This is a genomic window from Ruegeria sp. BE10 (genome assembly GCF_056538905.1).
In genome coordinates this window covers 1-25,655 of sequence record NZ_JBQFTX010000011.1, presented here as the reverse complement: position 1 = coordinate 25,655, position 25,655 = coordinate 1, and the positions used below count along the sequence as shown (strand labels likewise).

General features: G+C 56.5%; 23 protein-coding genes. 20 read left to right on the top strand and 3 right to left on the bottom strand.

Features of this window, described 5'->3' with window-relative positions; translation table 11 throughout:
• Window positions 1-9: 9 nt before the first annotated feature.
• Entirely contained in the window at window positions 10-921 is a 912-nt protein-coding gene (gene coxB, locus ACR0M2_RS19330; RefSeq protein WP_170351431.1) for a cytochrome c oxidase subunit II, read from the bottom strand.
• Between the two features lie 176 nt (window positions 922-1,097).
• Here coxB and tldD point away from each other — a divergent pair, with 176 nt between their 5' ends.
• The 5 genes from tldD to ACR0M2_RS19305 all read left to right on the top strand — a co-directional run bounded on the left by tldD (window position 1,098) and on the right by ACR0M2_RS19305 (window position 8,087).
• Window positions 1,098-2,519 carry a metalloprotease TldD gene (gene tldD, locus ACR0M2_RS19325; RefSeq protein ID WP_480706685.1) on the top strand — a complete coding sequence of 474 codons (1,422 nt, stop codon included), beginning with the start codon at window positions 1,098-1,100 and terminating at the stop codon, window positions 2,517-2,519.
• A 228-nt stretch (window positions 2,520-2,747) separates the two neighbouring features.
• The gene (gene dprA / locus ACR0M2_RS19320; protein ID WP_480706683.1) at window positions 2,748-3,875 is read left to right on the top strand and encodes a DNA-processing protein DprA; all 1,128 of its coding nucleotides are present in this window, start codon (window positions 2,748-2,750) and stop codon (window positions 3,873-3,875) included.
• Between the two features lie 161 nt (window positions 3,876-4,036).
• Entirely contained in the window at window positions 4,037-6,655 is a 2,619-nt protein-coding gene (gene topA, locus ACR0M2_RS19315; RefSeq protein ID WP_480706681.1) for a type I DNA topoisomerase, read from the top strand.
• 101 nt (window positions 6,656-6,756) lie between these two features.
• Window positions 6,757-7,461, top strand: a complete 705-nt coding sequence (locus ACR0M2_RS19310; RefSeq protein WP_170362511.1) for a CoA transferase subunit A — start codon at window positions 6,757-6,759, stop codon at window positions 7,459-7,461.
• Window positions 7,461-8,087, top strand: coding sequence for a CoA transferase subunit B (locus ACR0M2_RS19305; RefSeq protein ID WP_480706679.1), 627 nt, complete (start codon window positions 7,461-7,463; stop codon window positions 8,085-8,087). The genes ACR0M2_RS19310 and ACR0M2_RS19305 overlap by 1 nt, the downstream gene beginning before the upstream one ends.
• Window positions 8,088-8,128: 41 nt before the next feature.
• Here ACR0M2_RS19305 and ACR0M2_RS19300 read toward each other — a convergent pair whose 3' ends face one another.
• Window positions 8,129-8,995 (bottom strand): lytic transglycosylase domain-containing protein, encoded by an 867-nt coding sequence (locus ACR0M2_RS19300; RefSeq protein WP_480706677.1) that lies wholly within the window; start codon window positions 8,993-8,995, stop codon window positions 8,129-8,131.
• 352 nt (window positions 8,996-9,347) lie between these two features.
• Here ACR0M2_RS19300 and ACR0M2_RS19295 point away from each other — a divergent pair, with 352 nt between their 5' ends.
• The 15 genes from ACR0M2_RS19295 to pdeM all read left to right on the top strand — a co-directional run bounded on the left by ACR0M2_RS19295 (window position 9,348) and on the right by pdeM (window position 24,601).
• Window positions 9,348-9,566 carry a Flp family type IVb pilin gene (locus ACR0M2_RS19295; RefSeq protein WP_170362508.1) on the top strand — a complete coding sequence of 73 codons (219 nt, stop codon included), beginning with the start codon at window positions 9,348-9,350 and terminating at the stop codon, window positions 9,564-9,566.
• A gap of 90 nt (window positions 9,567-9,656) precedes the next feature.
• On the top strand, window positions 9,657-9,869 hold the full coding sequence (locus ACR0M2_RS19290) for a hypothetical protein (protein ID WP_170362507.1): 213 nt from the start codon (window positions 9,657-9,659) through the stop codon (window positions 9,867-9,869).
• A 152-nt stretch (window positions 9,870-10,021) separates the two neighbouring features.
• Window positions 10,022-10,897: a Flp pilus assembly protein CpaB gene (gene cpaB, locus ACR0M2_RS19285; protein ID WP_170362506.1), complete on the top strand. Its 876-nt coding sequence runs from the start codon at window positions 10,022-10,024 to the stop codon at window positions 10,895-10,897.
• Between the two features lie 192 nt (window positions 10,898-11,089).
• Complete coding sequence (locus tag ACR0M2_RS19280) at window positions 11,090-12,496, top strand: type II and III secretion system protein family protein (RefSeq protein WP_170351452.1); 1,407 nt, start codon at window positions 11,090-11,092, stop codon at window positions 12,494-12,496.
• Between the two features lie 16 nt (window positions 12,497-12,512).
• Window positions 12,513-13,142 (top strand): OmpA family protein, encoded by a 630-nt coding sequence (locus ACR0M2_RS19275; RefSeq protein WP_170351453.1) that lies wholly within the window; start codon window positions 12,513-12,515, stop codon window positions 13,140-13,142.
• A 195-nt stretch (window positions 13,143-13,337) separates the two neighbouring features.
• On the top strand, window positions 13,338-14,570 hold the full coding sequence (locus ACR0M2_RS19270) for a CpaE/TadZ family protein (protein ID WP_170351455.1): 1,233 nt from the start codon (window positions 13,338-13,340) through the stop codon (window positions 14,568-14,570).
• A 25-nt stretch (window positions 14,571-14,595) separates the two neighbouring features.
• Window positions 14,596-16,029, top strand: coding sequence for a TadA family conjugal transfer-associated ATPase (locus tag ACR0M2_RS19265; RefSeq protein ID WP_170351457.1), 1,434 nt, complete (start codon window positions 14,596-14,598; stop codon window positions 16,027-16,029).
• 11 nt (window positions 16,030-16,040) lie between these two features.
• The gene (locus ACR0M2_RS19260; protein ID WP_170362505.1) at window positions 16,041-17,009 is read left to right on the top strand and encodes a type II secretion system F family protein; all 969 of its coding nucleotides are present in this window, start codon (window positions 16,041-16,043) and stop codon (window positions 17,007-17,009) included.
• A 10-nt stretch (window positions 17,010-17,019) separates the two neighbouring features.
• Window positions 17,020-18,000 (top strand): type II secretion system F family protein, encoded by a 981-nt coding sequence (locus tag ACR0M2_RS19255; RefSeq protein ID WP_170351461.1) that lies wholly within the window; start codon window positions 17,020-17,022, stop codon window positions 17,998-18,000.
• Window positions 18,001-18,049: 49 nt separating this feature from the next.
• Entirely contained in the window at window positions 18,050-18,589 is a 540-nt protein-coding gene (locus ACR0M2_RS19250) for a tetratricopeptide repeat protein (RefSeq protein WP_480706675.1), read from the top strand.
• Between the two features lie 30 nt (window positions 18,590-18,619).
• Window positions 18,620-19,471: a tetratricopeptide repeat protein gene (locus tag ACR0M2_RS19245; RefSeq protein WP_170553807.1), complete on the top strand. Its 852-nt coding sequence runs from the start codon at window positions 18,620-18,622 to the stop codon at window positions 19,469-19,471.
• Between the two features lie 3 nt (window positions 19,472-19,474).
• Entirely contained in the window at window positions 19,475-20,020 is a 546-nt protein-coding gene (locus tag ACR0M2_RS19240; RefSeq protein ID WP_170379086.1) for a prepilin peptidase, read from the top strand.
• Between the two features lie 117 nt (window positions 20,021-20,137).
• On the top strand, window positions 20,138-21,445 hold the full coding sequence (locus tag ACR0M2_RS19235) for a P-loop NTPase family protein (RefSeq protein ID WP_170351466.1): 1,308 nt from the start codon (window positions 20,138-20,140) through the stop codon (window positions 21,443-21,445).
• A 40-nt stretch (window positions 21,446-21,485) separates the two neighbouring features.
• Window positions 21,486-23,897 carry a ligase-associated DNA damage response DEXH box helicase gene (locus ACR0M2_RS19230; RefSeq protein ID WP_480706673.1) on the top strand — a complete coding sequence of 804 codons (2,412 nt, stop codon included), beginning with the start codon at window positions 21,486-21,488 and terminating at the stop codon, window positions 23,895-23,897.
• 41 nt (window positions 23,898-23,938) lie between these two features.
• The gene (gene pdeM, locus ACR0M2_RS19225; RefSeq protein ID WP_480706671.1) at window positions 23,939-24,601 is read left to right on the top strand and encodes a ligase-associated DNA damage response endonuclease PdeM; all 663 of its coding nucleotides are present in this window, start codon (window positions 23,939-23,941) and stop codon (window positions 24,599-24,601) included.
• Window positions 24,602-24,607: 6 nt separating this feature from the next.
• Here the strand turns inward: pdeM and ACR0M2_RS19220 are convergent, their stop codons facing one another.
• A complete protein-coding gene (locus tag ACR0M2_RS19220) occupies window positions 24,608-25,357 on the bottom strand; it encodes a LytTR family DNA-binding domain-containing protein (protein WP_480706669.1) in 750 nt (249 codons plus the stop codon).
• Window positions 25,358-25,655: the final 298 nt, after the last annotated feature.

Below are 25,655 nucleotides of genomic sequence, written 5' to 3'. Positions count from 1 at the left end.
ATGCCCGGATCAGTTCGAGGCAACCTGATAGGCCGCAGGTTGACCTGCGTACTCTTCCAAAGCGCCTTGCAGCCATTGCTCATAGGCTTCTTCGCTGACAACCTTGACGGTGATCGGCATGTAAGCGTGGTCCTTTCCGCACAGTTCGGAACACTGACCGAAATAGATGCCTTCCTTGTCAGCCTGGAACCACAGCTCGGCCAGACGACCCGGTACGCCGTCCTGCTTCACGCCAAAGGACGGGATGGTCCAAGAGTGGATCACGTCCGACGCAGTCACCTGCATGACGATGATCTTACCGACCGGCACAACAACGGCCGTATCGGTGGCCAGGAGCCACTCATCATCGCTGTAACCGGAATCGGCCAGCTTAGCGCGCATCGCATCATCCAGAACGAACGGCGTTACGTCGGCATCCGCCGGGCGGGCACCTTCGTCCAGAGTTGCGGGGTGACCCAGCAGATAGCTGTCGAACGCAAAATCGTGATCAACATATTCGTAGGTCCAGTACCACTGGTTGCCCACCACCTTGATTACCACGTCACCTTCGGGGATTTCCTGCTGTTTGAACAGAACCGGAAGTGAGAACGCACCGATAAAGACCAGAACCAGGATCGGCCCCAGGGTCCAAGCAATTTCAACCGGGGTATAGTGCGAGAATCGCGCCGGTGTCGGGTTTGCGCGCTGATTGTAACGCATGATGCAGTAGACCAGTAGGCCCGCGACCAGCAGACAGATGACGGTGATGATCACCAGAATCATCGCGTCCAGTCTGTGAATCCCCACGGCAAGGTCTGTAGCTGCAGGCTGGAAATTTACACCGCCGGCAACCGGCTTGCCAATAATCTCAAGCTCCTGAGCCATGGCGGGAAGGCTGGAGAGGGCTGTTGCAAGCCCGGAAAGCATCAAAGCGTTCTTCATTTTCTGTCCTGATCGTCTGATCTTAGCTTCTCTGGCGAAAAGGTGTGAATCAGTCGCACCTCTCCCGTTGTCTTTGGCCGCGTTAAAAACCATATTCCGGCGGGTAGATAAAGCAAAATGCTTGCGTCAAACAGACGCTATTTTTGATCTGGATCAAACCGGAAAGGTCCCAACCGATGCCCAACGACCCGTTTCGCCCGTTTGAAAGCGTTCTTCCGCAGGACGAAGCGCTTGCAGTTTTGCAGTCGGCCACCGCCGGGGCCGTGGATGGCGAGCTGTTTGTCGAGCGGCGAAAATCCGAGTCTCTGGTCTTTGATGACGGGCGTTTGAAGACAGCGTCCTATGATGCTTCCGAAGGATTCGGCCTGCGTGCTGTGCAAGGTGAGGTAGCGGGCTATGCACATTCTACCGACGTTTCGATCCCGGCATTGAAGCGCGCCGCTGAAACCGCGCGTCTGGCTGTTGGCGACGGCGGCGGCACCTTGGCCGAGGCGCCCCGCGCCACCAACACGCGGCTTTATACGGACGAAGACCCGATCGAATCGGCAAGTTTCCCGGTGAAAATTGAAACCCTGCGCGAAATCGACGCCTTTTCCCGCGACCTCGACCCTCGCGTCGTGCAAGTCAGCGCCACGATCGCCGCCGCTGTGCAAGAGGTCGAGATCCTGCGCCCCGACGGGGTTCTGGTGCGCGATGTGCGTCCGATGACCCGCCTGAACATCTCGGTCATTGTCGAACAGAACGGCCGCCGTGAAAGCGGCTCGGCCGGGGGTGGTGGACGCGTTGGTCTGGATGGCCTCATCGACCCGACAGACTGGCAGAACAAAGCACGCGAGGCGCTGCGGATCGCTTTGGTCAATCTGGACGCCATCCCTGCCCCGGCGGGCGTGATGGAGGTGGCCTTGGGCCCCGGCTGGCCCGGTATCTTGCTGCACGAGGCTATTGGACATGGGCTGGAAGGCGACTTTAATCGCAAGGGCAGCTCGGCCTTCGCGGGCCTGATGGGACAGCAGATCGCGTCAAAAGGCGTCACCGTCGTGGATGACGGCACGATTGCCGACCGACGCGGATCGATCACTGTAGATGACGAAGGCACGCCCAGCTCGCGAACAGTGCTGATCGAGGATGGCGTTCTGACCGGTTATATGCAGGACCGTCAGAATGCGCGTCTGATGAATGTTGCCCCCACCGGTAACGGGCGGCGGCAAAGCTATGCGCACAAGCCCATGCCACGAATGACCAATACAGTGATGTTGGGCGGCAACGCCGATCCTGCTTCGCTTGTGGCCGATATCAAAGACGGTATCTGGGCCGTGGGCTTTGGTGGTGGGCAGGTGGATATCACCAACGGCAAGTTCGTGTTTTCCTGCACCGAGGCGTACCGCGTTGAAAACGGCAAGATTGGCGCCCCGGTCAAGGGCGCAACCCTGATTGGCGACGGACCCTCCGCCCTGAACCGCATCCGGGGGCTGGGCAACGATATGGCACTTGATCCGGGTATGGGCACCTGCGGAAAGGACGGCCAATGGGTGCCGGTAGGTGTCGGCCAGCCAACCGTTCTGATGGACGGCCTGACCATCGGCGGATCGGCGGCCTGACACAGAATCGGTCACCAACAAGGTTAACGCCACGTGTGGACGATCTATCAATATTGATGCCTGCCTGAGAAACTCCATCGGGCAGGCATTTTATTTTCATGTTTGTTATCTGATAGTTACGCCAAACACGTCGTCAATCCAGGGAAATTTTCTGAATAATTTGACAAGATTCACAAGCTGTTAACCCCCTCAGTCGTAAACCAGTTCTGCAATCAGGCGGAGCAACGGATGACCGAAGAGCAGCTTTCTTCCTATCACCCCACACTCCCACCCACCACGGAAGAGGACCGGTTTTCCTGGCTTCGTCTGTTGCGCTCGCGCAAGGTTGGCCCGGCGACGTTTCGTCGGCTGCTGCGCGAACATGGCTCAGCGCAGAATGCGCTGGCCGCGCTGCCTGAAATGGCACGCGCCGCCGGAATCAAAGGGTATGAAATTTGCCCGCCTGGCGTGATTGAGGCGGAACTCAAGGCCGCAAAAGCCGCAAACGCGCAGCTACTGTGCCTTGGGTCCGCTGATTTTCCCCATGCCCTAAACGACCTGACTGATGCCCCGCCGTTGCTGTGGGCCATTGGCGATGTGTCCGTGTTGCGCAAGCCGTCGATTGCGATGGTCGGTGCGCGCAATTGCTCGTCTTTAGGGGCGCGGATGGCGCGGGGTCTGGCAGCCGACCTGGGAAAACAGGGATATGTCGTGGTCTCGGGCCTGGCGCGCGGGATTGACACATCGGCGCATTTGGCGGCGTTAAATACTGGCACGGTGGCGGTCTTGGCGGGTGGCGTGGATGTGATTTATCCTGCGGAAAACACCGATCTGGCAAGGGACATCGCCCAATCTGGCCTGCGCCTGTCGGAACAGCCCATGGGCGTGACACCACAAGCCCGGCATTTCCCCCGTCGTAACCGGATTATCTCGGGCCTGGCACAGGCTGTTGTGGTGGTTGAAGCGGCAGCAAAATCCGGCAGCCTGATCACCGCACGCGACGCACTGGATCAAGGGCGCGAGGTTCTGGCGGTCCCCGGCCACCCTTTCGATGCCCGCGCGGCCGGGTGCAACCTGCTGATCCGCGACGGGGCCACTCTGGTGCGGTCCGCCGAAGACGTTATCGAAGCGTTGCCAAAACAACAGCCCGAAATATTTGAGGTCCCAGTTCCCGAAATGACACCCGAACCCGCCGCGTTGGGTGCCACACTGCATCGCGAAATTCTGGCCCGACTTGGCCCGTCGCCTATCGCCGAGGACCAGTTGATCCGCGACATCGCAGCCACGGCAGGCGAGATTGGTCCGGCGCTGGTTGATCTGGAATTGGACGGGCATATCCAACGTCAGCCCGGTGGGTTGCTGTCGTTGACGGCCTGAGCAAGCGTCTCACGCCCCGCGCTGATTTTTTGAAGGCTATCGCGCTGAAATCGCCGTAAAATTCACGTATTTAAAGGAACGCATTGACAATTCGCTCTTGCCCTACACATCTTGCACGATCATAGAAGGCGCCCAATCCGTCGAGCGAGGTTTCCCCTTAAATGCCTGTTGTTGTTGTAGAATCCCCGGCCAAAGCCAAAACAATCAACAAATACCTTGGCCCTGATTACACTGTCCTGGCATCTTATGGTCATGTTCGCGACCTGCCCCCCAAGGACGGTTCCGTCGACCCCGAGCATGAATTTGAGATGAAATGGGAGGTCGGCAACGACAGCCGTAAACATGTCAAAGCCATCGCCGACGCGCTGAAGGAAGACAATGCCCTGATCCTTGCCACTGACCCCGATCGTGAGGGTGAGGCGATCAGCTGGCACTTGCAAGAGGCGCTGACCAAGCGCCGTTCGATCAAAAAGGATACGCCCGTCAGCCGCGTGACCTTCAACGCCATCACCAAAGACGCGGTGACCGAGGCGATGCAGAACCCGCGTGAGGTCGACATGCCGTTGGTCGAGGCGTATCTGGCCCGCCGCGCGCTGGACTATCTGGTCGGGTTCAATCTGTCTCCGGTTTTGTGGCGTAAACTGCCCGGCGCGAAATCGGCAGGACGTGTGCAATCGGTTTGTCTGCGCCTGATCGTCGAGCGCGAGATGGAGATCGAAGCGTTCAAACCTGTCGAATACTGGTCGGTACGTGCCCTGTTTGAAACGCCACGCGGTCAGACCTATGAGGCACGCTTGGTCACTCTGGCGGGCAAAAAGCTGGACAAGCATGACTTGGCCAATGCCACTCAGGCGGAACTGGCGGTTCAGGCGATCACCAGCCGCGCGCTCAGCGTTACTTCTGTCGAAGCCAAGCCCGCCGCGCGCAACCCCAGCGCACCGTTCATGACCTCGACCCTGCAACAAGAAGCCAGCCGCAAGTTTGGCATGGGTGCCCGCCATGCCATGCAGGTGGCGCAACGGCTGTATGAGGCGGGTTACATCACTTATATGCGGACCGATGGTATCGATATGGCGCCCGAAGCCGTGGCCGCCACCCGCGATACAATTGCCGACCGGTATGGCGCGGAATATGTGCCGGACAGCCCACGCATGTATAAGAACAAGGCCAAGAATGCACAGGAAGCGCACGAGTGTATCCGCCCAACGGACATGGCGCGGGATGCCACGGCACTGAAGGTTACGGATGAGGATCAGCGCAAGCTGTATGACTTGATCTGGAAACGCACCATCGCCTGTCAGATGGCTGCTGCGCGATTGGAGCGAACTACAGTTGAGGTAGGCAGCGCCGATGGCCAGGTTGGCCTGCGTGCCACCGGTCAGGTGGTGCTGTTTGACGGCTTCATGCGCGTGTATGAAGAGGGCCGCGATGATGTGGCCGATGACGACGAGAAGCGCCTGCCGCAGATCATGCAGGGTGATCCAGCACCGTTTGCCAAGACATCGCTGAAGGATCAGTTCACCAAGGCTGAGGACAAGGCCGCCCTCCTGTCCGAAAACGAATCCGTTCTGGCCCTGCAACACCACACCCAGCCGCCGCCGCGCTATACCGAGGCCACCTTGGTCAAGCGGATGGAAGAGCTGGGGATCGGGCGCCCCTCGACCTATGCCTCGATCGTGACCACGATTCAGGACCGAGAGTATGTACGCAAGGACAAGAACCGTTTGATCCCCGAAGAAAAAGGCCGGATCGTTACGATCTTTCTGCTGAACTTCTTTCGACAATATGTGGGCTATGAGTTCACAGCCAATCTGGAGGAACAGCTGGATGATGTCAGCGCCGGTGGCCGCGACTATAAAGAACTGCTGGGCAAGTTCTGGCGTGATTTCTCAGCCGCCATTGGCGAGACATCGGAATTGCGTATTTCCGAGGTGTTGGACAAGTTGGACGAGGCACTGGCGCCGCAACTGTACCCCCCGCGCGAGGATGGGTCTGATCCGCGTATCTGCCCGAAATGCGGCGTGGGACAACTGCACCTGAAGACCTCGCGCACGGGCGGGTTTGTGGGTTGCGGCAACTATCCCGAATGCACCTATACCCGTCCCATCGCGGGCGAAGGGGCCGAAGGCGACGAACGTCTGCTGGGTGAGGATGCAGGTGATGAGATCTGGCTGAAATCCGGCCGGTTCGGTCCTTACGTTCAGCGCGGCGAACCCACGCCCGAGAACAAGAAGCCGCCGCGCGCGTCCCTGCCCCGCGGGTGGAGCAAGGATGACATGGATCTGGACAAGGCGCTGACGTTGCTGTCCCTGCCCCGCCAGATCGGCGAACACCCCGAGGGCGGTATGATCAGCTCGAATTTTGGGCGGTTTGGACCGTATCTGATGCACCAATTGCCCGAGGAAGCAAAACCGGTCTATGCCAACCTCAAAGACCCCAACGATGTGTTCGAGATCGGTATGAACCGCGCAGTTGAAATGCTGGCCGAGAAGCGCGCCAATCCAGGGCGCGGACGCAGGGCCGCTGCCAAACCACTCAAAGAGCTGGGCGAGCACCCCGATGGCGGCGCAATGCAGGTTCTTGATGGGCGGTATGGGCCATACGTGAAGTGGGAAAAGGTCAATGCCACCATTCCCAAGGATATCAAGCCCGAAGACGTGACGCAGGAAATGGCCATTGAGCTGGTCAATGAGCGGGCTGCCAAGAAGGGCACTAAGAAAAAGGCCGCACCCAAGAAAAAAGCGGCAGCCAAGAAAACAACCAAGAAGGCGGCCACCTAAGGGTGGCTAGGTAGAAATACCACCACCCCCTTGGATTCGTTGACTTCCCCGTGACGTGGCGGCACAACCTGCCCATCACCATGTCATTGGGGGAGTTTTCCATGAAGAAAGTCTATGCCAATGCCACCGAAGCGCTTGATGGGGTGTTGTCGGATGGCATGATGATCGCAGCAGGCGGGTTCGGCCTGTGCGGTATTCCTGAATTGCTGTTGGAGGCGATCAAGGAGTCGGGCGCTCAGGACCTGACCTTTGCCTCGAACAATGCGGGCGTCGATGATTTCGGCATCGGCATCTTGCTGCAAACCAAGCAGGTCAAGAAGATGATCAGCTCATATGTCGGCGAGAACGCGGAATTCATGCGTCAGTACCTGGCGGGTGAGTTGGAATTGGAATTCAACCCGCAGGGTACTTTGGCTGAGCGTATGCGTGCCGGTGGTGCCGGTATTCCCGGCTTCTATACCAAGACAGGTGTGGGCACCGTGATCGCTGAGGGTAAGGAGCATAAGGACTTCAACGGCGAAACCTATATCATGGAAGAAGGCATCTTTGCCGATCTGGCCATCGTCAAGGCATGGAAGGCCGACGACACCGGCAACCTGATCTTTCGCAAAACCGCCCGCAACTTTAACGTCCCCGCAGCGACTTGCGGCAAGGTCTGCATAGCCGAAGTTGAAGAGATCGTGCCACGCGGTTCGCTGGATCCCGACCAGATCCACTTGCCCGGCATCTACGTGAACCGGATCATTCAGGGCGATCACGAAAAACGCATCGAACAGCGCACCACCCGCAAGAAGGAGGAAGCATAATGACCTGGGACCGCAATCAAATGGCCGCCCGCGCGGCGCAAGAGCTGGAAGACGGCATGTATGTGAACCTCGGCATCGGGATTCCGACGCTGGTGGCTAACTATGTGGGTGATAAGGACATCACTCTACAATCCGAGAACGGCATGCTGGGCATGGGCCCCTTCCCGTTCGAAGGAGAAGAAGACCCCGACCTGATCAACGCAGGAAAACAGACGATCACTGAATTGTCGCGCACGTCCTATTTCGACAGCGCCACATCCTTTGCCATGATCCGGGGCGGCAAGATTGCTGCAGCGGTTCTGGGCGCTATGGAGGTTGATGAGGAAGGTGATCTGGCCAACTGGATGATTCCGGGCGTTCTGGTCAAAGGCATGGGCGGCGCGATGGATCTTGTGGCCGGTGTTGGCCGCGTGATCGTTGTGATGGATCACACTAACAAGCACGGCAAGTCCAAGCTGCTGAAGAAATGCACCCTGCCCCTGACCGGAAAACAGGTAGTGGATCGCATCATTACCAATCTGGGTGTTCTGGACGTGGTTGAAGGCGGCCTGAAGATCGTCGAAATTGCCGAAGGTGTAACCGAAGACGAGATTCGCGCCGCCACCGAGGCCAAGATCGTCAACTAATCCACTAGATTGAAAAGGCCCGCCAGTTCTGGCGGGCCTTTTCAATTCAATGTCTGGAACACACAGCCATCCGAAATCAGCTCGGGCGGGGTTGAACAAAGGGCCTTGGCGATCTGAAAGGCCGCAAGGACTTTGGGCACGTAGTCCCGCGTCTCGGCATAAGGGGGAACTCCGCTGTGCTTGCGCACAGCACCTTCACCCGCATTATATCCGGCCAGCACCAGGATCGGATCATTTCCAAATTCTTCCATCAACCAGTTCAGGTATTTCACACCGCCCGAGATATTCTGAGACGGCTGCAAGCTGTCCTTAACACCAAATCGTTTGGCGGTGGCTGGCATCAACTGCATCAACCCCTGCGCCCCGGCTGAGCTGACCGCATTCTCACGACCTGCAGATTCAACCGAAATCACGGCCAGCACCAAAGCCGGCGATACATTTGTTCCTACGGTCGAGCGCAGAATCTCGATCCCTTGTTGTTGCGCAATGTTCTGGAGCGTCTGCAAACGCGGTGAGGCCACATTGGTCGCGGCCAGCGCGTTTATGGCTGCATCCAACCGCCAAGCTCCTGCTTCGGCCAAAGCAGGTGAGATTTTATCCCAGAAAGCCTTGTAAGACCCGACCGGCTTGTTTTGCGATCCAGTCCCTGGAACACTTGGGGGTACAACCTTGGCGCGTTTGACGATCTCGGGAATAACGAGCTCTGCCCCGGTGCTGGGCGCGAAGGGCGCCGATGCATGTTCTTCGGGCGAAATCTGAACAGTTATCTTGGGTCGCGTCCCCGGTTTGGGGGGCTTTACTCTTTTATATACGCCCCTGGGTTCAACTTCATTCGCGATAGCGGGCAAGGGCCATGACATCATCAAAGCCAACGTGCCGGCGCAGATCATTGCGTCCCGGAGTTTCATTTTGCCTGCCTCATGTTTTTTCTTTTACGGGATTTGAACCGCGAATCCCGTTGTAAAGCCAGAGAAACACGTCGAAATGGGGCAATTTCGCCTCATTTGGCGCAATTTTGCATCGGCAACACAGAACACCCCAATCGGTAACGAACTTTTATTTGTTTATTTTCAATAGCTTGAAGAAAAAACTACCAAAAAGTTAAGCGGAAAAGAAAAAAAATGGTGTTTAGCCCAATTCCTGCCACGCCTGACAGGCAATCATAGTGCCATACCGAGACGGTCGGGAGCGGACTGAGAGAGAAAGCTCTGATAGACCCCGAGGTTTATTTGACTTTTGATCCTTTAGGAGGGACGTAACATGATCAAGTTCATCAAGAACTTCCGCAAAGACGAAGACGGCGCCGTAACAGTTGACTGGGTCGTTCTGACTGCAGCTATCGTTGGCCTGGCCGCAGTTGCTTACAGCGCGATCGGTGATGGCACCGCAGCTCTGTCGGGCAAAATCGGTACCGAAATCAACGGCACCACGGTTGAAGACATCAAAACCAAGTTCGGCACGACGACCACCGGCGGCTAATAGAAACGCCAGTAGAGATTTATATGGTGGGGCCATGCTTGCTTAGGCTTGGCCCCTCTTTTTATGCAATATCCCTAAAGTGGTGCTCCCATGCTGAAGAGACTTGCAACATTTTCTCGCCAAGAAGACGGGGCCGTAACGGTTGATTGGGTCGTGCTGACAGCCATGCTGGTTGGATTTGGTTCTTTCATCGGTCTTTACATCGCAGATCCTGTGCAAAGCCTGGACGCAAAAAATGGTGCCGCAGTCTCTGCGGTAGAGGTTCAAGACATTCGCACAAAGTTTTCTGCCACCAGCCCCTGATGCGGAAACGCCTCAGAATGAGTGCGGAATTACAATCACGAAATTAATCGAGATTGTCCCCCTTTTCGACACAATTTAACATTACGAAGGACTGGACTTCGTCGTAATGTCACGGCGAACAAACCAAAATAGAACAATACGAGGGGACGTGAATGCGTGCAGTATTTGGACTTGTCCTGATTGTCGGGGTGGCTTTGGCCGGAGGCGCCGTCTATTTGGCGCGCGACTACATCGCACAGCATCAGGACCAACTCGCCCGAGAACGCCTGGCCGCGCAACAAGCGTTGGAAAATGCGGCCCTAGAAGGGACCACTGGCGTTCTTGTATCCAACCGAGCCATGAAATACGGAGAGCGCCTGACCAAGGAAGACGTTCGTGTCGTCAACTGGCCTGACGAAGCAATCCCGGAAGGCAGCTTCGTGGACATGGCCGTTTTGTTTCCTGAAGACGCTAAGGGAGACCGATTCGTCCTGAGAGCGATGGAAAAAGACGAGGCCCTCATGGAGGTCAAAGTCACCAATCCTGGGGAGGCTGCAGGTCTGACCTCACGGATAGAAAAAGGTAAACGCGCTTTTGCGATCAGCGTGGATGTTGCATCTGGTGTTTCTGGCTTTTTGCGCCCTGGTGATAGTGTAGATGTGTATTGGACCGGAACCGTTAACAGCAACCTTCAGGCTGGAGTCGGCGAAATCACCCGCCTGATTCAGACCAACATCGAATTGGTCGCAATTGACCAGTCAGCGGGATCAGATCTGACGGGCACAACAATTGCGCGTACTGTGACAGTAGCCGCCACCCCAGAAGAAATCGCGGCTTTGGCCCAAGCACAAAACACAGGTCGCTTGTCATTGGCCTTAGTTGGGGTGCAGGACGACACAATCGCAAGTGCGGTTGAAGTGGACCAGCGAAAACTGTTGGGAATCAAAGAAGCAGCCCCTGCCCCGGTTCAGGCTGAAGAACGGAAATGCTACACTAGAGTTCGACGTAGCGGAGAAATTGTGCAAACCGAAATTCCTTGCACAAACTGACGTTAAATCAGAGATTTACCAATACAAGCCGCGCCAACTGCGCGGCTTGTTTCGTTATGCATGTTGCGCATTGTCCACATAAGGAAAATTCCAGAAACCCTTGATTATTGCAATAAATTCGTAATTCGCGCAGTGTTACCTAACATAGGGCATAGACCCAAAAAACGAGGCGTGATCGGAGAGGCAGGTCACATGACAATACGTACTTGGATCAGCGCAACCCTTATGGGGTTGGCGCTTATAGTTGGTCCGGTCGGCCATACGGCCTGGGCTGAAACTTTGCGCGTGGTAAAGAATGGTTCAGCGGAAACGCTGGACGTTCCGATGAACCGCGCAATTGTGGTGGAAAGCGAAGAACCTTTCGCCGAACTTAGCATTGCTAATGCCGGCATCGCCGATATCTCGTCGCTTTCGGATCGCACTATTTATGTGCTGGGTAAGGCTCCGGGCCTGACCACGCTGACCCTGTTTGACGGCGCGGGTAACCTGCTGGCAAATGTTCGGGTTCGCGTATCGCCGGATGTATCTGAATTCAAAGAGCGTTTGGTTCAGATTTTGCCAGGTGAACAGATCGAAGTGCGCACAGCCAATGATGGCATCGTACTTTCGGGAACGGTTTCCAGCGGCGCAAAACTGGCGCGGGCACTGGAACTGGCCGAGCGTTACGCGCCCGAGCGTGTCTCGAACCTGATGTCAGTCGGGGGCGTACAGCAAGTCATGCTGAAAGTACGCTTTGCCGAGATGAACCGCTCGGTGGCCAAAAGCCTGACCGCTTCGCTGGGCTTCGGCGGCGGTGACGTGACAGGTGGTTTCAACACCCTCAACAATGCGGGTGCTCTGGCCAACGCACTGAACGACAACATCCCCATACTTCAAACAAATACAGGCGCCATCCTGTTCGGCTTTGGGGCCGGATCGACGCAGGTGCGTTTGCTGCTGGAAGCATTGGAGGCCAAAGGTCTTGCCCGCAGTCTGGCAGAGCCAAACCTGTCTGCCCTGTCGGGTCAGGAAGCAACCTTCCTTGCCGGCGGTGAAGTTCCCATTCCGGTGCCGCAAGAAGATGGTGTTATTGCCATTGAGTACAAGACGTTCGGCGTTGAAATCGACTTTATTCCACGCGTTGTGGATGGCGATCTGATCAATCTTGAGCTTGCCGCCGCCGTGTCCAGCATTGACACCAGTTCAGACTTTACTATCCAAGGCGATACAGTTCCTAGCTTTGTCACTCGTCAGACCAGCACGACGGTTGAATTGCGAGATGGTGAGAGCTTCGCAATCGCGGGGTTGATTCAAGATGACTTTGCAGACCTGAACAGCCAAGTTCCCTGGGTCGGTGATATTCCGGTGCTGGGAGCGTTGTTCCGCTCTGCGGAATACCAGCGCCAACAAAGCGAACTGGTTATCATAATCACTGCGCATCTGGTTTCGCCGACACGTGGTGAAGCGCTGGCATTGCCAACAGATCGGGTCAAGCCGCCCAGCGAATTTGATCTGTTCGTGAATGGCAAAGTCGGTCGTACAACGCGCCCGGGTGCCGGCGCAGCCTCGGAAGTGGCCAAGCAGGACTTTGGCAGCTCCTACGGCTACGTTCTGGATTGATAGGAGGATAGGACCAATGCAGAAGTGGATAATCACACTGGGTCTTTCGGTTGCTGTCGCCGCTTGTACGCGTGAAGCCGGGTATGAAGTTGATCAAGGTGCTTTCGGGAATGCGACCCTGAACAACACCCAGGTCATGAACGGCGAACTGACCTATGCCCAAATCCTGGGTCAGCGGTTCGCGGCCGAGGTTCCGACGCAGATCAACTTTGCCTTTGACAGCGCAAAGCTGGACGAAACGGCTCAGCGGGTTCTGTTGCGGCAGGCTGCGTGGATCAAACAGTTCCCCGAAGCGCGGTTCCGGGTCTATGGCCATACCGACGCCGTCGGTTCGACTGGTTACAACAAGGCACTGGGCCAGCGACGCGCCAATGCGGCGGTTGCCTTCCTGACGCAGCAAGGCATCTCGCGCTCACGTCTTGAGGCCGTTGTTTCCTTCGGCAAGTCACGCCCACTGATCGATACTCCGAATCGCGATCGGCGCAACCGCCGCACCGTGACCGAGGTTTCGGGCTTTGTGGATCGCAACCCGCTGGTTCTGGACGGCAAGTATGCCGCCATCGTCTATCGCGAATATGTACAAAGCGCGACGTACGAGGCGCAACTGCGTAGCCAGACCCGAGTTGGCGATACAACCGAACAATAAGTCGGATTTGGGCGACATCGTCGCCCATTTCCCTACAATTGGTTCTTTTGCGCCTAAATCTTGCCTAAGTTCCAAGCCAAATTTTCAACAATTAGGTGACCTGCGGCCAAATCTGGCCGCGACGGGGCAAGAGCGAACCAGACAGAATCTTCGGGTTCTCTGGGTTGGTCGGCTCTCGCGACAAGGATTGTGTTAATGACGAGCGCATCGCCACAAGATGATAAAAACGCCATTCTGGCCTGCACCATCAGCCGTGACGTCCAGAATTTCGACCTTCTGATCGAGGATATGGAGGTTGCACTGGGAGAACGATGGGGTGATCTCGGTTTTGCCGAAGCCCTGGCATTCTTCAGCCAACCTGATGCTGATTCTTTGGAGTTTGTCGCCTTGGCGATTGACGGCGAAGATGAAGACAACCTGTCCTTGATGGGTGAGATCATCACGCGAGCAAAAGAAAAGAAGATCAAAATCGTCCTGATCGCCGAAGACGTCACTCCGGCGTCTCTGCACCAACTGTTGCGCAAAGGCGCGGACGAGTTCGTCCCCTACCCTCTGCCCGAAGGCGAATTGCAGGAAGCTATCGCCCGGATGAACCAGCCCGATCCAGTTGCAGTACAGCAGGCCGCTGCACCTTTGGCGCAAGGTGAATCGAAAGAAGGGGCCCTCTTTGTGGTCCACGGACTTGCCGGAGGCGTCGGTTCCACCACTATGGCAGTCAATCTGGCCTGGGAATTGGCCACCGTATCGGACAAAGACGCGCCATCAGTCTGTCTGTTGGATCTGGATCTGCAATTCGGCACAGTTTCGACCTATCTGGATTTACCACGGCGCGAAACTGTCTTTGAAATGCTTTCGGACACATCGCTGATGGATGACGACGTATTTTCTCAAGCGTTGCAAACCTATGAAGAGAAACTGCAAGTTCTGACAGCGCCATCGGACATGGTGCCGCTGGATCTGATCACACCCGAAGATATTCAGCGCGTGATCGAAACAGCCCGCCGGAACTTTGATTATGTGATCGTGGACATGCCCTCGACGCTGGTTCACTGGTCTGAAACCGTTCTTCAGGCCGCACATGTGTATTTCGCCATGATTGAACTGGACATGCGCTCGGCTCAGAACGCGCTGCGCCTGAAACGTGCGCTGCAGGCCGAGGAATTGCCTTTCAACAAATTGCGCTTTGCTCTGAATCGGGCGCCGAAATTTACCGATCTGAACGGCAAAAGCCGGGTCAAACGGATGGGTGAAAGCCTGGGTATCTCCATTGACCTGCAATTGCCGGATGGCGGCAAGCCGGTCATGCAGAGTGGCGACCACGGACAACCGCTGGCCAATGCAGCCGCCAAGAATCCGCTGCGCCGCGAAATCGCGAAGCTTGCGAAATCGCTTCATAGTTTGGGCAGCAGCGACGCTGAGGCCGCGTAACCAGTACTAAAGGGAGAGAGCCGCCGTGTTTTCACGTTACAAGAAACAGCCCGAAGCGCAGCCGGTTCAAACTCCGGCCGCGACACCTGAACCTGTTGCGGAAAAAAAGCCCACTGCTAATGCCGTCGCTCGACGGCCCGTGCAGAAAAAGGCGGCCGAACCGGTGGCCGGAGATCGCGATCGCAAGCGCAAGGAACGCCTTGGCGAGATCAAGATCGAACTGCATCGCGAACTGTTGGAAAACCTGAACCTAGCGGCGCTCGAAAATGCAGGCGAATCCGAATTGCGCGCGGAAATCAGCTCGATTGTCAGCGAAATTTTGGAAACCCGGAACATTGTTCTGAACCGCGAGGACCGCTCGCAGTTGAACAAGGAACTGTATGACGAAGTGACGGGTCTTGGCCCGCTTGAAACCTTGCTGCAGGACGATACTGTCAACGATATTCTGGTCAACGGTCCGCAACAGATCTTTGTGGAACGCGACGGTAGGCTGGAAATCAGCGACATCACCTTTAAAGACGAAAAGCACCTGATGCGGATCATCGACAAGATCGTGTCCGCTGTGGGACGTCGTGTCGATGAATCCAACCCTTACGTTGACGCTCGCTTGGCTGATGGTTCACGTTTCAATGCGATGGTGCCGCCGATTGCGGTGGATGGATCGCTGGTCTCAATTCGTAAGTTCAAAAAAGACAAGCTGGGCATCGATGACCTGGTGAATTTCGGTGCCTTTACCGAAGAAATGGCCGCTTATCTTCAGGCCGCCGTGTCAACCCGTCTGAACATCATCGTTTCAGGTGGTACGGGTTCGGGTAAAACCACCACGCTGAACGCCTTGTCCAGTTTCATCGATGACGCAGAACGCATCCTGACAATCGAGGATACGGCGGAACTTCAGCTGCAACAGACCCATGTGGGTCGGATGGAAAGCCGTCCGCCAAACGTCGAAGGCAAAGGTGAGGTCAGCCCGCGCGACTGTTTGAAAAACGCCCTGCGTATGCGTCCTGACCGCATTATCGTGGGTGAGACGCGTGGCGCCGAGGTGATCGACATGTTGCAGGCCATGAACACCGGCCACGACGGTTCGATGACCACGATCCACGCCAACTCGGCGCGCGACGGGATTTCGCGCCTGGAAAACATGATCGCGATGGCCGGTATCGAAATGCCAATCAAAGCGGTAAGAAGCCAGATTTCGTCAGCTGTGAACCTGATCGTGCAGGCCAGCCGTTTGCAGGATGGTTCGCGTCGGATGACCTCAATCACCGAGATTACAGGCATGGAAGGCGATGTGATCTCGATGCAGGAAATCTTTAAATTTCAACGTGTTGGACTAACACCTGACAATAAAATCATCGGTCACTTCACAGCGACCGGCGTGCGCAGTCACTATTCTGAGCGCTTCCGCCTGTGGGGCTTTGACCTGCCCGCTTCGGTCTATGAACCAACGAATATGTAGGAGATCTGGCAATGCAACTGCCTGTTGAGGCGCTCATCTATGTCGTGATCTTCGTCGCGGTGTTCGCCCTAGTCGAAGGCATCTACCTGGTGGCTTTCGGCAAATCCATCAGCCTGAACAGCCGTGTAAATCGGCGTCTGGATATGCTCGACAAAGGTGTCGGGCGGGAACAAGTGCTGGAACAGCTGCGCAAGGAAATGCAGCAGCATATGAAAACGCAGAGCATCCCGCTCTATTCGCTGTTGGCTGACAAAGCGCAGAAGGCAGCTATTGCCTTCACCCCGAAACAACTGATCATGGTCATGATCCTTTTGTCAGGCTTTGCTTTCGTCGGCCTGAGCGTCGGCACCGCAACGGAAATGGTTCTGCGGGTGGCATTGTCGGTCTTTATCGGTGTTGGCGGTGTCTACACCTGGGTGAGCCGGAAGGCCGGTAAACGCATGGGCATGATGGAAGAGCAACTGCCTGACGCGGTTGAATTGATGGTCCGATCCCTGCGCGTGGGCAACCCATTTGTGTCGTCCATTCAGATTGTCGCAAACGAAGTACAGGACCCACTGGGAACCGAGTTCGGTGTCATTGCCGACGAATGCGCCTATGGCCGGGACGTGGGTGAGGCGCTGAGTGATCTGGCTGAACGTCTGGACATGCAGGACCTTCGCTTTCTGGCGGTGGCCGTGGGTATCCAACAACAGTCAGGCGGTAACCTTGCTGAAATTCTGGCTGGTCTGGCCAAGGTGATCCGCGCCCGTTTCCGCCTTTTCCGGCGTGTAAAGGCGATCACCGCCGAGGCAAAATGGTCCGGCAAGTTTCTGTCAGGGTTTCCCCTTTTCTGCCTGCTGTTCATCATGGTGACAGATCCCAATTACTATGACGACGTGGTTGATCATCCCCTGTTCATCCCGGCCTGTTTCTTCGTGGGCATCATGCTGACGGTGAACCTGATCGTGATGCGCGTTCTTACCAACATCAAGGTCTGAGGGAATCGCAATGGAAGTTCTGGCCCCAATCAACGACCTGATCAAACAGTACCTTGGCGAATTCGGTCCACTTATCGTGATCGGCGTTTTGGGTCTGGCGATGATCTTAATCGCTGTCACTCTGATGCTGAATCAACCAGAGGACCCTCTGAAAAAGCTGCAAAAATCCACTGCCGCACCAAAACACGATAAGAAATCCAAAAAGGACAAGCTTCGCAACACCAGCCGCAACGAGCAGCTTGAAAAGTTCGCAACATTCCTTGAGCCGCAAAACGAAGCCGAACTGTCGGCAATGCAGCTAAAGCTGCGGCAAGCCGGATATCATTCAAAGGATGCTGTGCGGTTCTTCCACTTTGCACAATTTGCGCTGGGTATTATCGGCATTCTGGTCGGCGTCATGTTGGTTACCGTACTGTCGGGTGGCCAGGAATTCACCGGTCAACAGATGGCTCTTAGGGTTCTGATTCCGGCAGGTGCAGGATATTTTCTGCCGCGCTACTGGATCACCCGGCGTGTTGCCGAACGTAATGAAGCAATTGTCGCCGGTTTTCCCGATACGCTGGACCTTATGCTGGTCTGCGTCGAGGCCGGACAATCTCTGGATCAAGCCATTGTACGGGTTGCGCGTGAGATGAAGGCCTCCTACCCCGATATCGCGCAAGAGTTCGAAATTGTCGCTTATGAATTGAAGGCTGGTAAGGACAAGGACACGGTTTTGCGTGACTTCGGAACTCGCTGCGGCGTGCAAGATGTCAGCTCATTCGTGACCGTCATGATCCAGTCCGCGACGTTCGGCACCTCGATCGCCGAAGCGCTTCGGGTCTACGCTGGCGAAATGCGCGACAAACGGGTCATGCGCGCCGAAGAAGCCGCGAACAAGTTGCCAACCAAGATGACTCTTGCCACAATGATCCTGACGGTGCCGCCTTTGCTGGTTATTCTGGTCGGACCTTCGGCAAAAGGAATCGCTGATTTTGCGGCGGGTAATTAATAACCCAAATTTAGTAGGCTTCAGGCGCATCCACGACGGTATACGCCACATGCTAAAGGCCGCCATGGTGATCGCCATGGTGGCCTCTTGCACTGAGACAGGGTCGTCAGATGATCTGGACGTCCCCGGAAATGACCCTAAAGGTCAAAGGGCGGACGAAATTACGGTGGGAAACCGGTTGATGGCCGCCGGGGAATACGAGCTGGCGCTGGATTCTTTTGCCCGCGCCGCATTGGATCAGGGGATGACAACACAAATCCTGACGGCGATGGGCACGGCCAATCTGGGACTCAGACGTCTAGGACAGGCCGAAACCCTACTGCGACGGGCCGTCAAGGACAATCCTGACTGGCCAGTTGCTTGGAACAATCTAGGCGTGGTGCTGGTCGAAAAGGGCGAATATCCCGAGGCCGCGCAGGTTTTCAAGCGGGCCTTTGCGCTGGACAATGGCGAAAGTGACGCAATCCGGGACAATCTGCGCTTAGCGCTCGCAAAAATGGAAAATCCTGTTAATACTACGGCAGAAGAACAAGAATATACGTTGGAGCAGCAAGGCGACGGGCAATTCAAGCTGCGCAAGCTCCCGTAAAACAGGCAAGAGCAGTAAGGGACGCAAAAAATGCGCCAACAATTCTTGATTGCGCCAATTGTGATGTGCGGGCTGATCCTTTCTGCCTGCGAAAAAGAAACCGAGGAAGAAAAGGTCGAGCGCACCTATCAGGAGGTCAACGTCATTGACGAGACCAACCTGAACGAGGTCTTGCTGACCGCCGCCGATCCAAATGAGGCGGTCACCTACTTTCAAGGCGCCGCCGCCAAAAATCCGGGTCGGATTGACCTGCAGCGGGGACTGGCGATTTCCTTGTCTCGTGCGAAACGGTCGACCGAAGCCGTCGCCGCCTGGAAAAAGGTGACGACGATGAAAGGCGCCGGAAACGTCGACAAGCTCGAATATGCTGACGCGCTTGTCCGTGCCGGCAATTGGGGGCAGGCCAAATCGGTTCTGGATACCATTCCACCCACTTATGAAACCTTCAAACGGTATCGGCTTGAAGCGGTGGTCGCCGACTCCAAACAGGATTGGAAACGCGCAGACCACTTTTATGAAACCGCGGTCGGCCTGACCACGCGCCCCGGTGGTGTCATGAACAATTGGGGTTATTCCAAGCTGACACGCGGCCAGTTTGCCGAAGCCGAACGCCTGTTTACCGAGGCGATCCGTCAGGACAAATCCCTGTTCACCGCCAAGAACAATCTGGTTCTGGCCCGAGCTGCGCAAGGAAATTACAGCCTGCCGGTTGTTCCCATGACACAGGTGGAACGCGCCAGGCTGCTGAACACGATGGGTATCTCTGCGGTCAAGCAAGGGGATGTGGCGACAGCCAAAAACCTGTTCCGCGAAGCCATCGCCACCCATCCACAGCATTTTGACGAGGCTGTCCGCTCGCTGCGCGCGCTTGAGGATGCCTGATTGATGAGTATTCCCGCGTTTGCTGCGCTGTGGTTTCTTCCGTTTGTTCTGCCGATCTGCTTTTACGTGGCGTTCACAGACTTGCGGGACATGCTGATCAAGAACCACGCCGTTGTTGCGCTGGCCGTCATTTTCGCCATTGTCGGGTTGTTTGTGCTGCCCCCGTGGTCCACCCAGTGGACCTCACTAACGATCTGGTCGTTCTCGGTGACACTTCCCCCTTATGTCTGGCACTTGCTGCATATTGTGACCGTGCTGATCTTGGGTATTCTGTTTAATGCCGCTGGCGTTTTGGGTGCCGGGGATGCCAAGTTCATGGCCGCCGCCTCACCTTTTGTCTGGTCTGGGGATTGGGTTCTGGTGATGTTTATTCTGGCAGCCACCACGCTTGCTGCCTTTGTCACGCATCGACTGGCCATGCATACCGCGTTGCGCAACGTTGCGCCAAATTGGGAAAGCTGGAACAGGAAGAAGCACTTTCCAATGGGCCTGCCTCTTGGTGGCAGCCTGGCTATTTACCTGATCTTAGGCACTGTTTACGGCTCGTAAACTATCATTAACGCGCCTTGTCGCCGCCTTGGTACTGCCACAAAGCCGGGCCAGATTTCCCCTAAGCGGCCCTTTTTGGGGCCATTGGCGTGAATACTGGATAGACGGGCGACGCTCATGAATATGCAGACAACTTCGGTAATGGCCCCCCCTGCCCCAAAGGGTTTGGGCGAAATGAGACTGCCCATCGTCATGATGCGCGATATCATGTTGAAAACGATCTTTCGCAAGAATGTAGACACCGTGTCCGAGATCGCGGTGGCGATTTGTCTGCCGGGCTCCGTCACGCAGGAACTGATCGACATGGCCCGCGAGCAAAAGCTGATCGAGGCCACCGGCACCCTGAATGCCAACAGCGGCAATGAGATGGGTTATCAGCTGACTGATGCCGGCAAGGCCCGCGCACTGGACGCGTTGAGCCAGTCAGAATATTTCGGCGCCATGCCCGTACCGCTGGACGTCTACCGCGAACAGGTGAAACGCCAGTCGATCCGCAACATTCAGGTGACCCGCGACCAGCTGATTGGCGCAATGGGCCACTTGGTTCTGCCCGACAGCTTGCTGGATCAATTGGGCCCGGCGGTCAGCGCCGGTCGCTCGGTCCTGATGTATGGCCCTCCGGGCAACGGTAAATCCTCGATTTCAAACGGGATTCGCGATGCACTGGGCGATAATGTCTATGTGCCTTTCGCCATCGAATATGCCGGTCAGGTGATTACGGTTTATGACCCGATCGTTCATACTGCGATTGAACAGGAGCCAGACGATCCCAACAGCCTGCGCCGCCGCAAACGGTTCGACACACGCTATGTTCAGTGCGAACGTCCAACCGTGGTTACAGGTGGTGAATTGACGCTGGGTATGCTGGATCTGGTTTATAACCCCACAGCGCGAACCTATCAGGCCCCTTTGCAGTTGAAATCGACCGGCGGTATCTTCATCGTGGACGACCTTGGCCGTCAGCAGGAACCACCGCAGGCCCTGATTAACCGTTGGATTGTTCCGCTGGAAGAGAACAAGGACATCCTTGGCCTGCAGTCGGGTGAAAAGTTCGAAGTCCCCTTCGACACGCTGGTCATCTTCTCGACCAACTTCCACCCGAATGAAATCTTCGACCAAGCGGCCCTGCGCCGGATCTTCTTCAAGATCAAGATTGACGGCCCGAACCAGGAGAACTTCCTGAAAATCTTTGCCATGGTGGCGCGCAAACGCGGCATGCCGCTTGACGAGGCTGCTCTGGTCCATCTGTTGAAGGTTAAATACCCGACCATCAACAATATCTATGCGAATTATCAGCCGATCTTCCTGATCGACCAGATGATCTCGATCTGCGAGTTTGAGGGCATCCCTTATCAGATGAGCCCTGACCTGATCGACCGCGCATGGTCCAACATGTTCGTCAAGGACGAGACCATCGTCAAATAACGCCGTGCCATTTCGGTAAAGGGCCGGGTAATCTGCGCGTATGACGCAGATTCCCGCCCGGATCACATCTTGGTTTGCCGCCAAGGGCTGGTCCATTCACCCCCATCAACAAGATATGTTCAACCGGGCCTTGGACCCGGCCACGTTGTTGATCGCGCCGACCGGGGGCGGTAAGACAATGGCCGGGTTTTTGCCGACATTGGCGGAACTTGCAGATGGCACGCATGAGGGGTTGCACACAATTTATGTGTCTCCGCTCAAGGCACTGGCCGCTGATATCCGCCGCAACCTGCGCGGCCCTGCGGATGAGATTGGCCTACCCATTCGGATCGAAGACCGCACCGGCGACACCTCGGCCACGCAGAAAAAGCGGCAGCGTGTAGACCCACCCCATATTTTGCTGACCACCCCTGAAAGCTTGGCCCTGCTGACCTCATACGAGGACGCGCCTCGGATGTTTGCGGGGGTGCAACGAGTGATTGTCGACGAAATCCACGCATTGGCCGAAAGCAAGCGAGGAGATCAGCTGATGCTGGCCTTGGCACGGTTGCAAACCCTGTGCCCTGACCTGCGCCGGGTCGGTCTTTCAGCTACGGTCGAGGATCCACAGGCCATCGCGCGCTTTCTGGCCCGGCACCCGGACCCTTGTCAGATTGTGCAGGCCGACCCCGGACCTGATCCGGATATCCGCATGCTGGAAACGCAGGAAATGCCCCCCTGGTCCGGCGGTGGTGCAGCTTATTCGATCCCGGCGGTACTCGAGCAGATCAAGCAACACAAGACAACGCTGATTTTCCACAACACCCGCGCACAGGCCGAAATTTTCTTTCACAATCTGTGGCTTGCCAACGATGACGGCCTGCCCATCGGCATTCACCACGGCAGTCTGGACCGGCAGCAACGCGAGCGGGTCGAGGCCGCCATGGTGCGGGGCGACCTGCGCGCCATAGTATGTACCGGCAGCCTGGACCTTGGCATCGATTGGGGTGACGTGGACCTTGTGATCCAAATTGGTGCGCCTAAAAATGTCAAACGACTGGTGCAACGGATCGGGCGGGCAAACCACCGCTACAACGCGCCCTCCAAGGCCCTGCTGGTACCTGCCAACCGCTTTGAGGTGGTGGAATGCGTCGCGGCACTTGAGGCCGCCAGAGCGCATGATCTGGACGGTGAACCGCGCAGCTCTGGCCCCCGCGATGTGCTATGCCAGCATATCTTGATAGCGGCTTCGGCAGGCCCGTTCGACGCCAGCGCGCTTTTTACGGAAATGACCGCAGCGGGGCCATACGCGCACCTGTCACGCGATGAATTCGACGCCTGTCTGGAATTCTGCGCGACCGGAGGTTACGCCCTACGCGCCTATGATCGCTGGCAGCGCTTGCAACAGCGCGCAGACGGACAAATGCAGCTGCGCGACCCGCGCGCAGCGCAGCGTATCCGCATGAACTTGGGTACCATTCAGGACACCGACACGCTGAAGGTACGTTTGAAACGCAACCGCGGAGGCAAACCGCTGGGTGAAGTGGAAGAGGCCTTTGCCGCCTCGCTAACGCCCGGAGATACCTTTCTGATCGGGGGGCAGATTGTCCGCTATGAGGGCCTGCGCGAGATGGTGGTTGAGGTCAGCCGCCGTGCGGACAGAAAACCGAAAGTTGCTGTTTTTGCGGGCACAAAATTCGCCACCTCGACGCAGTTAAGCGACCGGATTCTGCGGATGTTTGCCCAGCCGGATTGGCCGCAACTGCCTAAACACACTGCCGACTGGCTGTCTCTGCAGCGCGACATGTCTCGCCTGCCTCAACGCGACCGGCTGCTGATCGAAAGCTTTCCGAATGACGGGCGCGAGAATCTGTGCGTCTACGGTTTCGCTGGCCGCAACGCACAGCAGACGCTGGGCCTATTGCTGACCAAACGTATGGAGGAAACCGGGCTCGCCCCGCTGGGTTTTGTCGCAACCGATTATGCCACACTAATCTGGGGGCTGGATGCAGTGACCGACCCGCGGCCCCTGTTTCAACTGGATGCCCTGCGTGACGGGCTTGAGACTTGGTTGGCCGGAAATGCCGTGATGAAACGGACCTTTCGCACCTCGGCCACGATTGCTGGGCTGATCGAACGGAACATGGGCGGTCAGCGCAAAAGCGGTCGTCAGGCGACGTTCTCGTCGGATATCCTTTATGACACCTTGTTGAAATACGACCCGGATCATTTGTTGATGCAGATCACCCGCGAAGAGGCCATGCGCGGGCTGGTGGATTTCGGGCGGATCGAAGCGATGATCGCCCGGATCGGAGACCGTATTGATCTGCTGCGGTTGGATCGCGTATCGCCTCTTGCCGCCCCTTTGTTCCTTGAGGTCGGCAAGGTTCCGGTCAAGGGCGCGGCCGAAGAACGGCTATTGGCAGAAGAAAGCGCACGTCTGTTGAAGGCGGCGGGGTTAACACCTGATTGATACGGCTTGCGTCCGGAGGTGAAACACGCAAAGAACGCATCATGAACGAAGTGGCGTTTTCATTTGCGAGACAGACCCTGAAGGCATTGGGATCAGGGGCCTTGTGGTGGCCGGATCAGCAATTGCTGTGCGTATCCGACCTGCATCTGGGCAAGTCTGAGCGCATCGCTCGGCGGGGCGGCCCGAGTCTGCCGCCTTATGACAGTCAAGAAACCCTGACCCGGCTGGCTGTGGATATTGCCAGAACCAATCCTGCCACCGTGATCTGCCTGGGCGACAGCTTCGACGATCTGAAAGCTTCGGCCGCAATGCAAGCGGAAGAACAGCGTGATATCACGGCCCTGCAGGCTGGTCGGCGCTGGATCTGGATCGAGGGTAATCACGACCCCGGTCTGATTGATCTGGGCGGTACGCATCTGTCCGAGTGTAAGATTGCCCCGCTGACTTTTCGCCATATCGCGCAGGCACCAGCGCAAGCCGAGGTGTCAGGCCACTACCACCCCAAAGCACGTCTGAACGCGCGGGGTCGAACCATCACCCGGCCCGCCTTTTTGGTGGACAAGACGCGGCTGATCCTACCGGCCTACGGCACATATACTGGCGGGTTACGCAGTTCGGATCATACATTGGACGCTTTGATGGATGGTCAGGCCATAGCCATACTCACCGGATCGCATCCTCGGGTCATTCCAATGCCCAGATAGAGTGGCTTAGATAAGGCCGTCTAGCTCTAGCCCCGGTTTGTATTTTCGGCTGATCGGAACCAAATCGGTGTTCTTCAGACGCAAGAAGGTTTTTCCGTCCAGCTTTTCAACTCCGACAATGGCATCGTCTGCCACCCAATGGGAACGATGCGTACAGTGGCCAGGTACCGGTTCCATCTCGGCGATCGCATCAGTCAGGCGGGATCGGATGGTGAATGTCCCCGCTGAAGTCACCACATCAACAGCATGGTCGCGGACTGTCAGTCGATAGATCTGACCGGAAAACGACTCTGGCAAACGCTTGGTCAGGCGTGGCGAGGGTGGCTCGATCTGATCCTGCACCGGCTCATCAACGTGACTATACCCGCGCACCAGGACCAGCCCGGTTGCAAACAGGGCACCATAAGGGGCCACCGCCAGAACATCCGGCGCCTGTTGCCCCCCGGCAGAAAACAGCAGATATGACATAAGCCACATAGATGGCACGAACAGAACCAGAATGAAGAAAACCAGCGCAATGTCACGCCAGCTGAAATGGGCTTCCGCGAAAAATTTCCGGCTCACGCGTCTGACGATCCAGGTCACGCACAGTGCCAATCCCAGTACACCGATCCAGAAAACAAGCCGCTGGGGATAGGTCAGGTAGATGGCCGGAAAAGGCTGGAACGCACTGGCCAACAAAGGCGGGAAACCAACGCCTGCAATCACTCGGCGTAACGTGAATTCGACCAGAATTGGTCTGGGCACTTCGATCATACATACTCAACAAACAAGACTACAGGTTCCAGCCCAACACCACACGGCTTTCACCAATCTCTCGTAACCGGCTGGAATAGCTTACTTATCACCAATTTACCGGACATTCAAACCCGGCCCTTGAAACTTAATTCAATCTTCAGAAAGCAAATGGACCAAAAAGCGTTTGCTCTTTGGTCCATTTGTTCAGTTTTATTTTCCCTTAGATCAAGCTGTCAGGCCTTCGGGCTCTGGCAAGGCATTGGCGCGGCAGCAGGCCGTCAGTGTGTTGGCCAGCAGGCAGGCGATGGTCATTGGT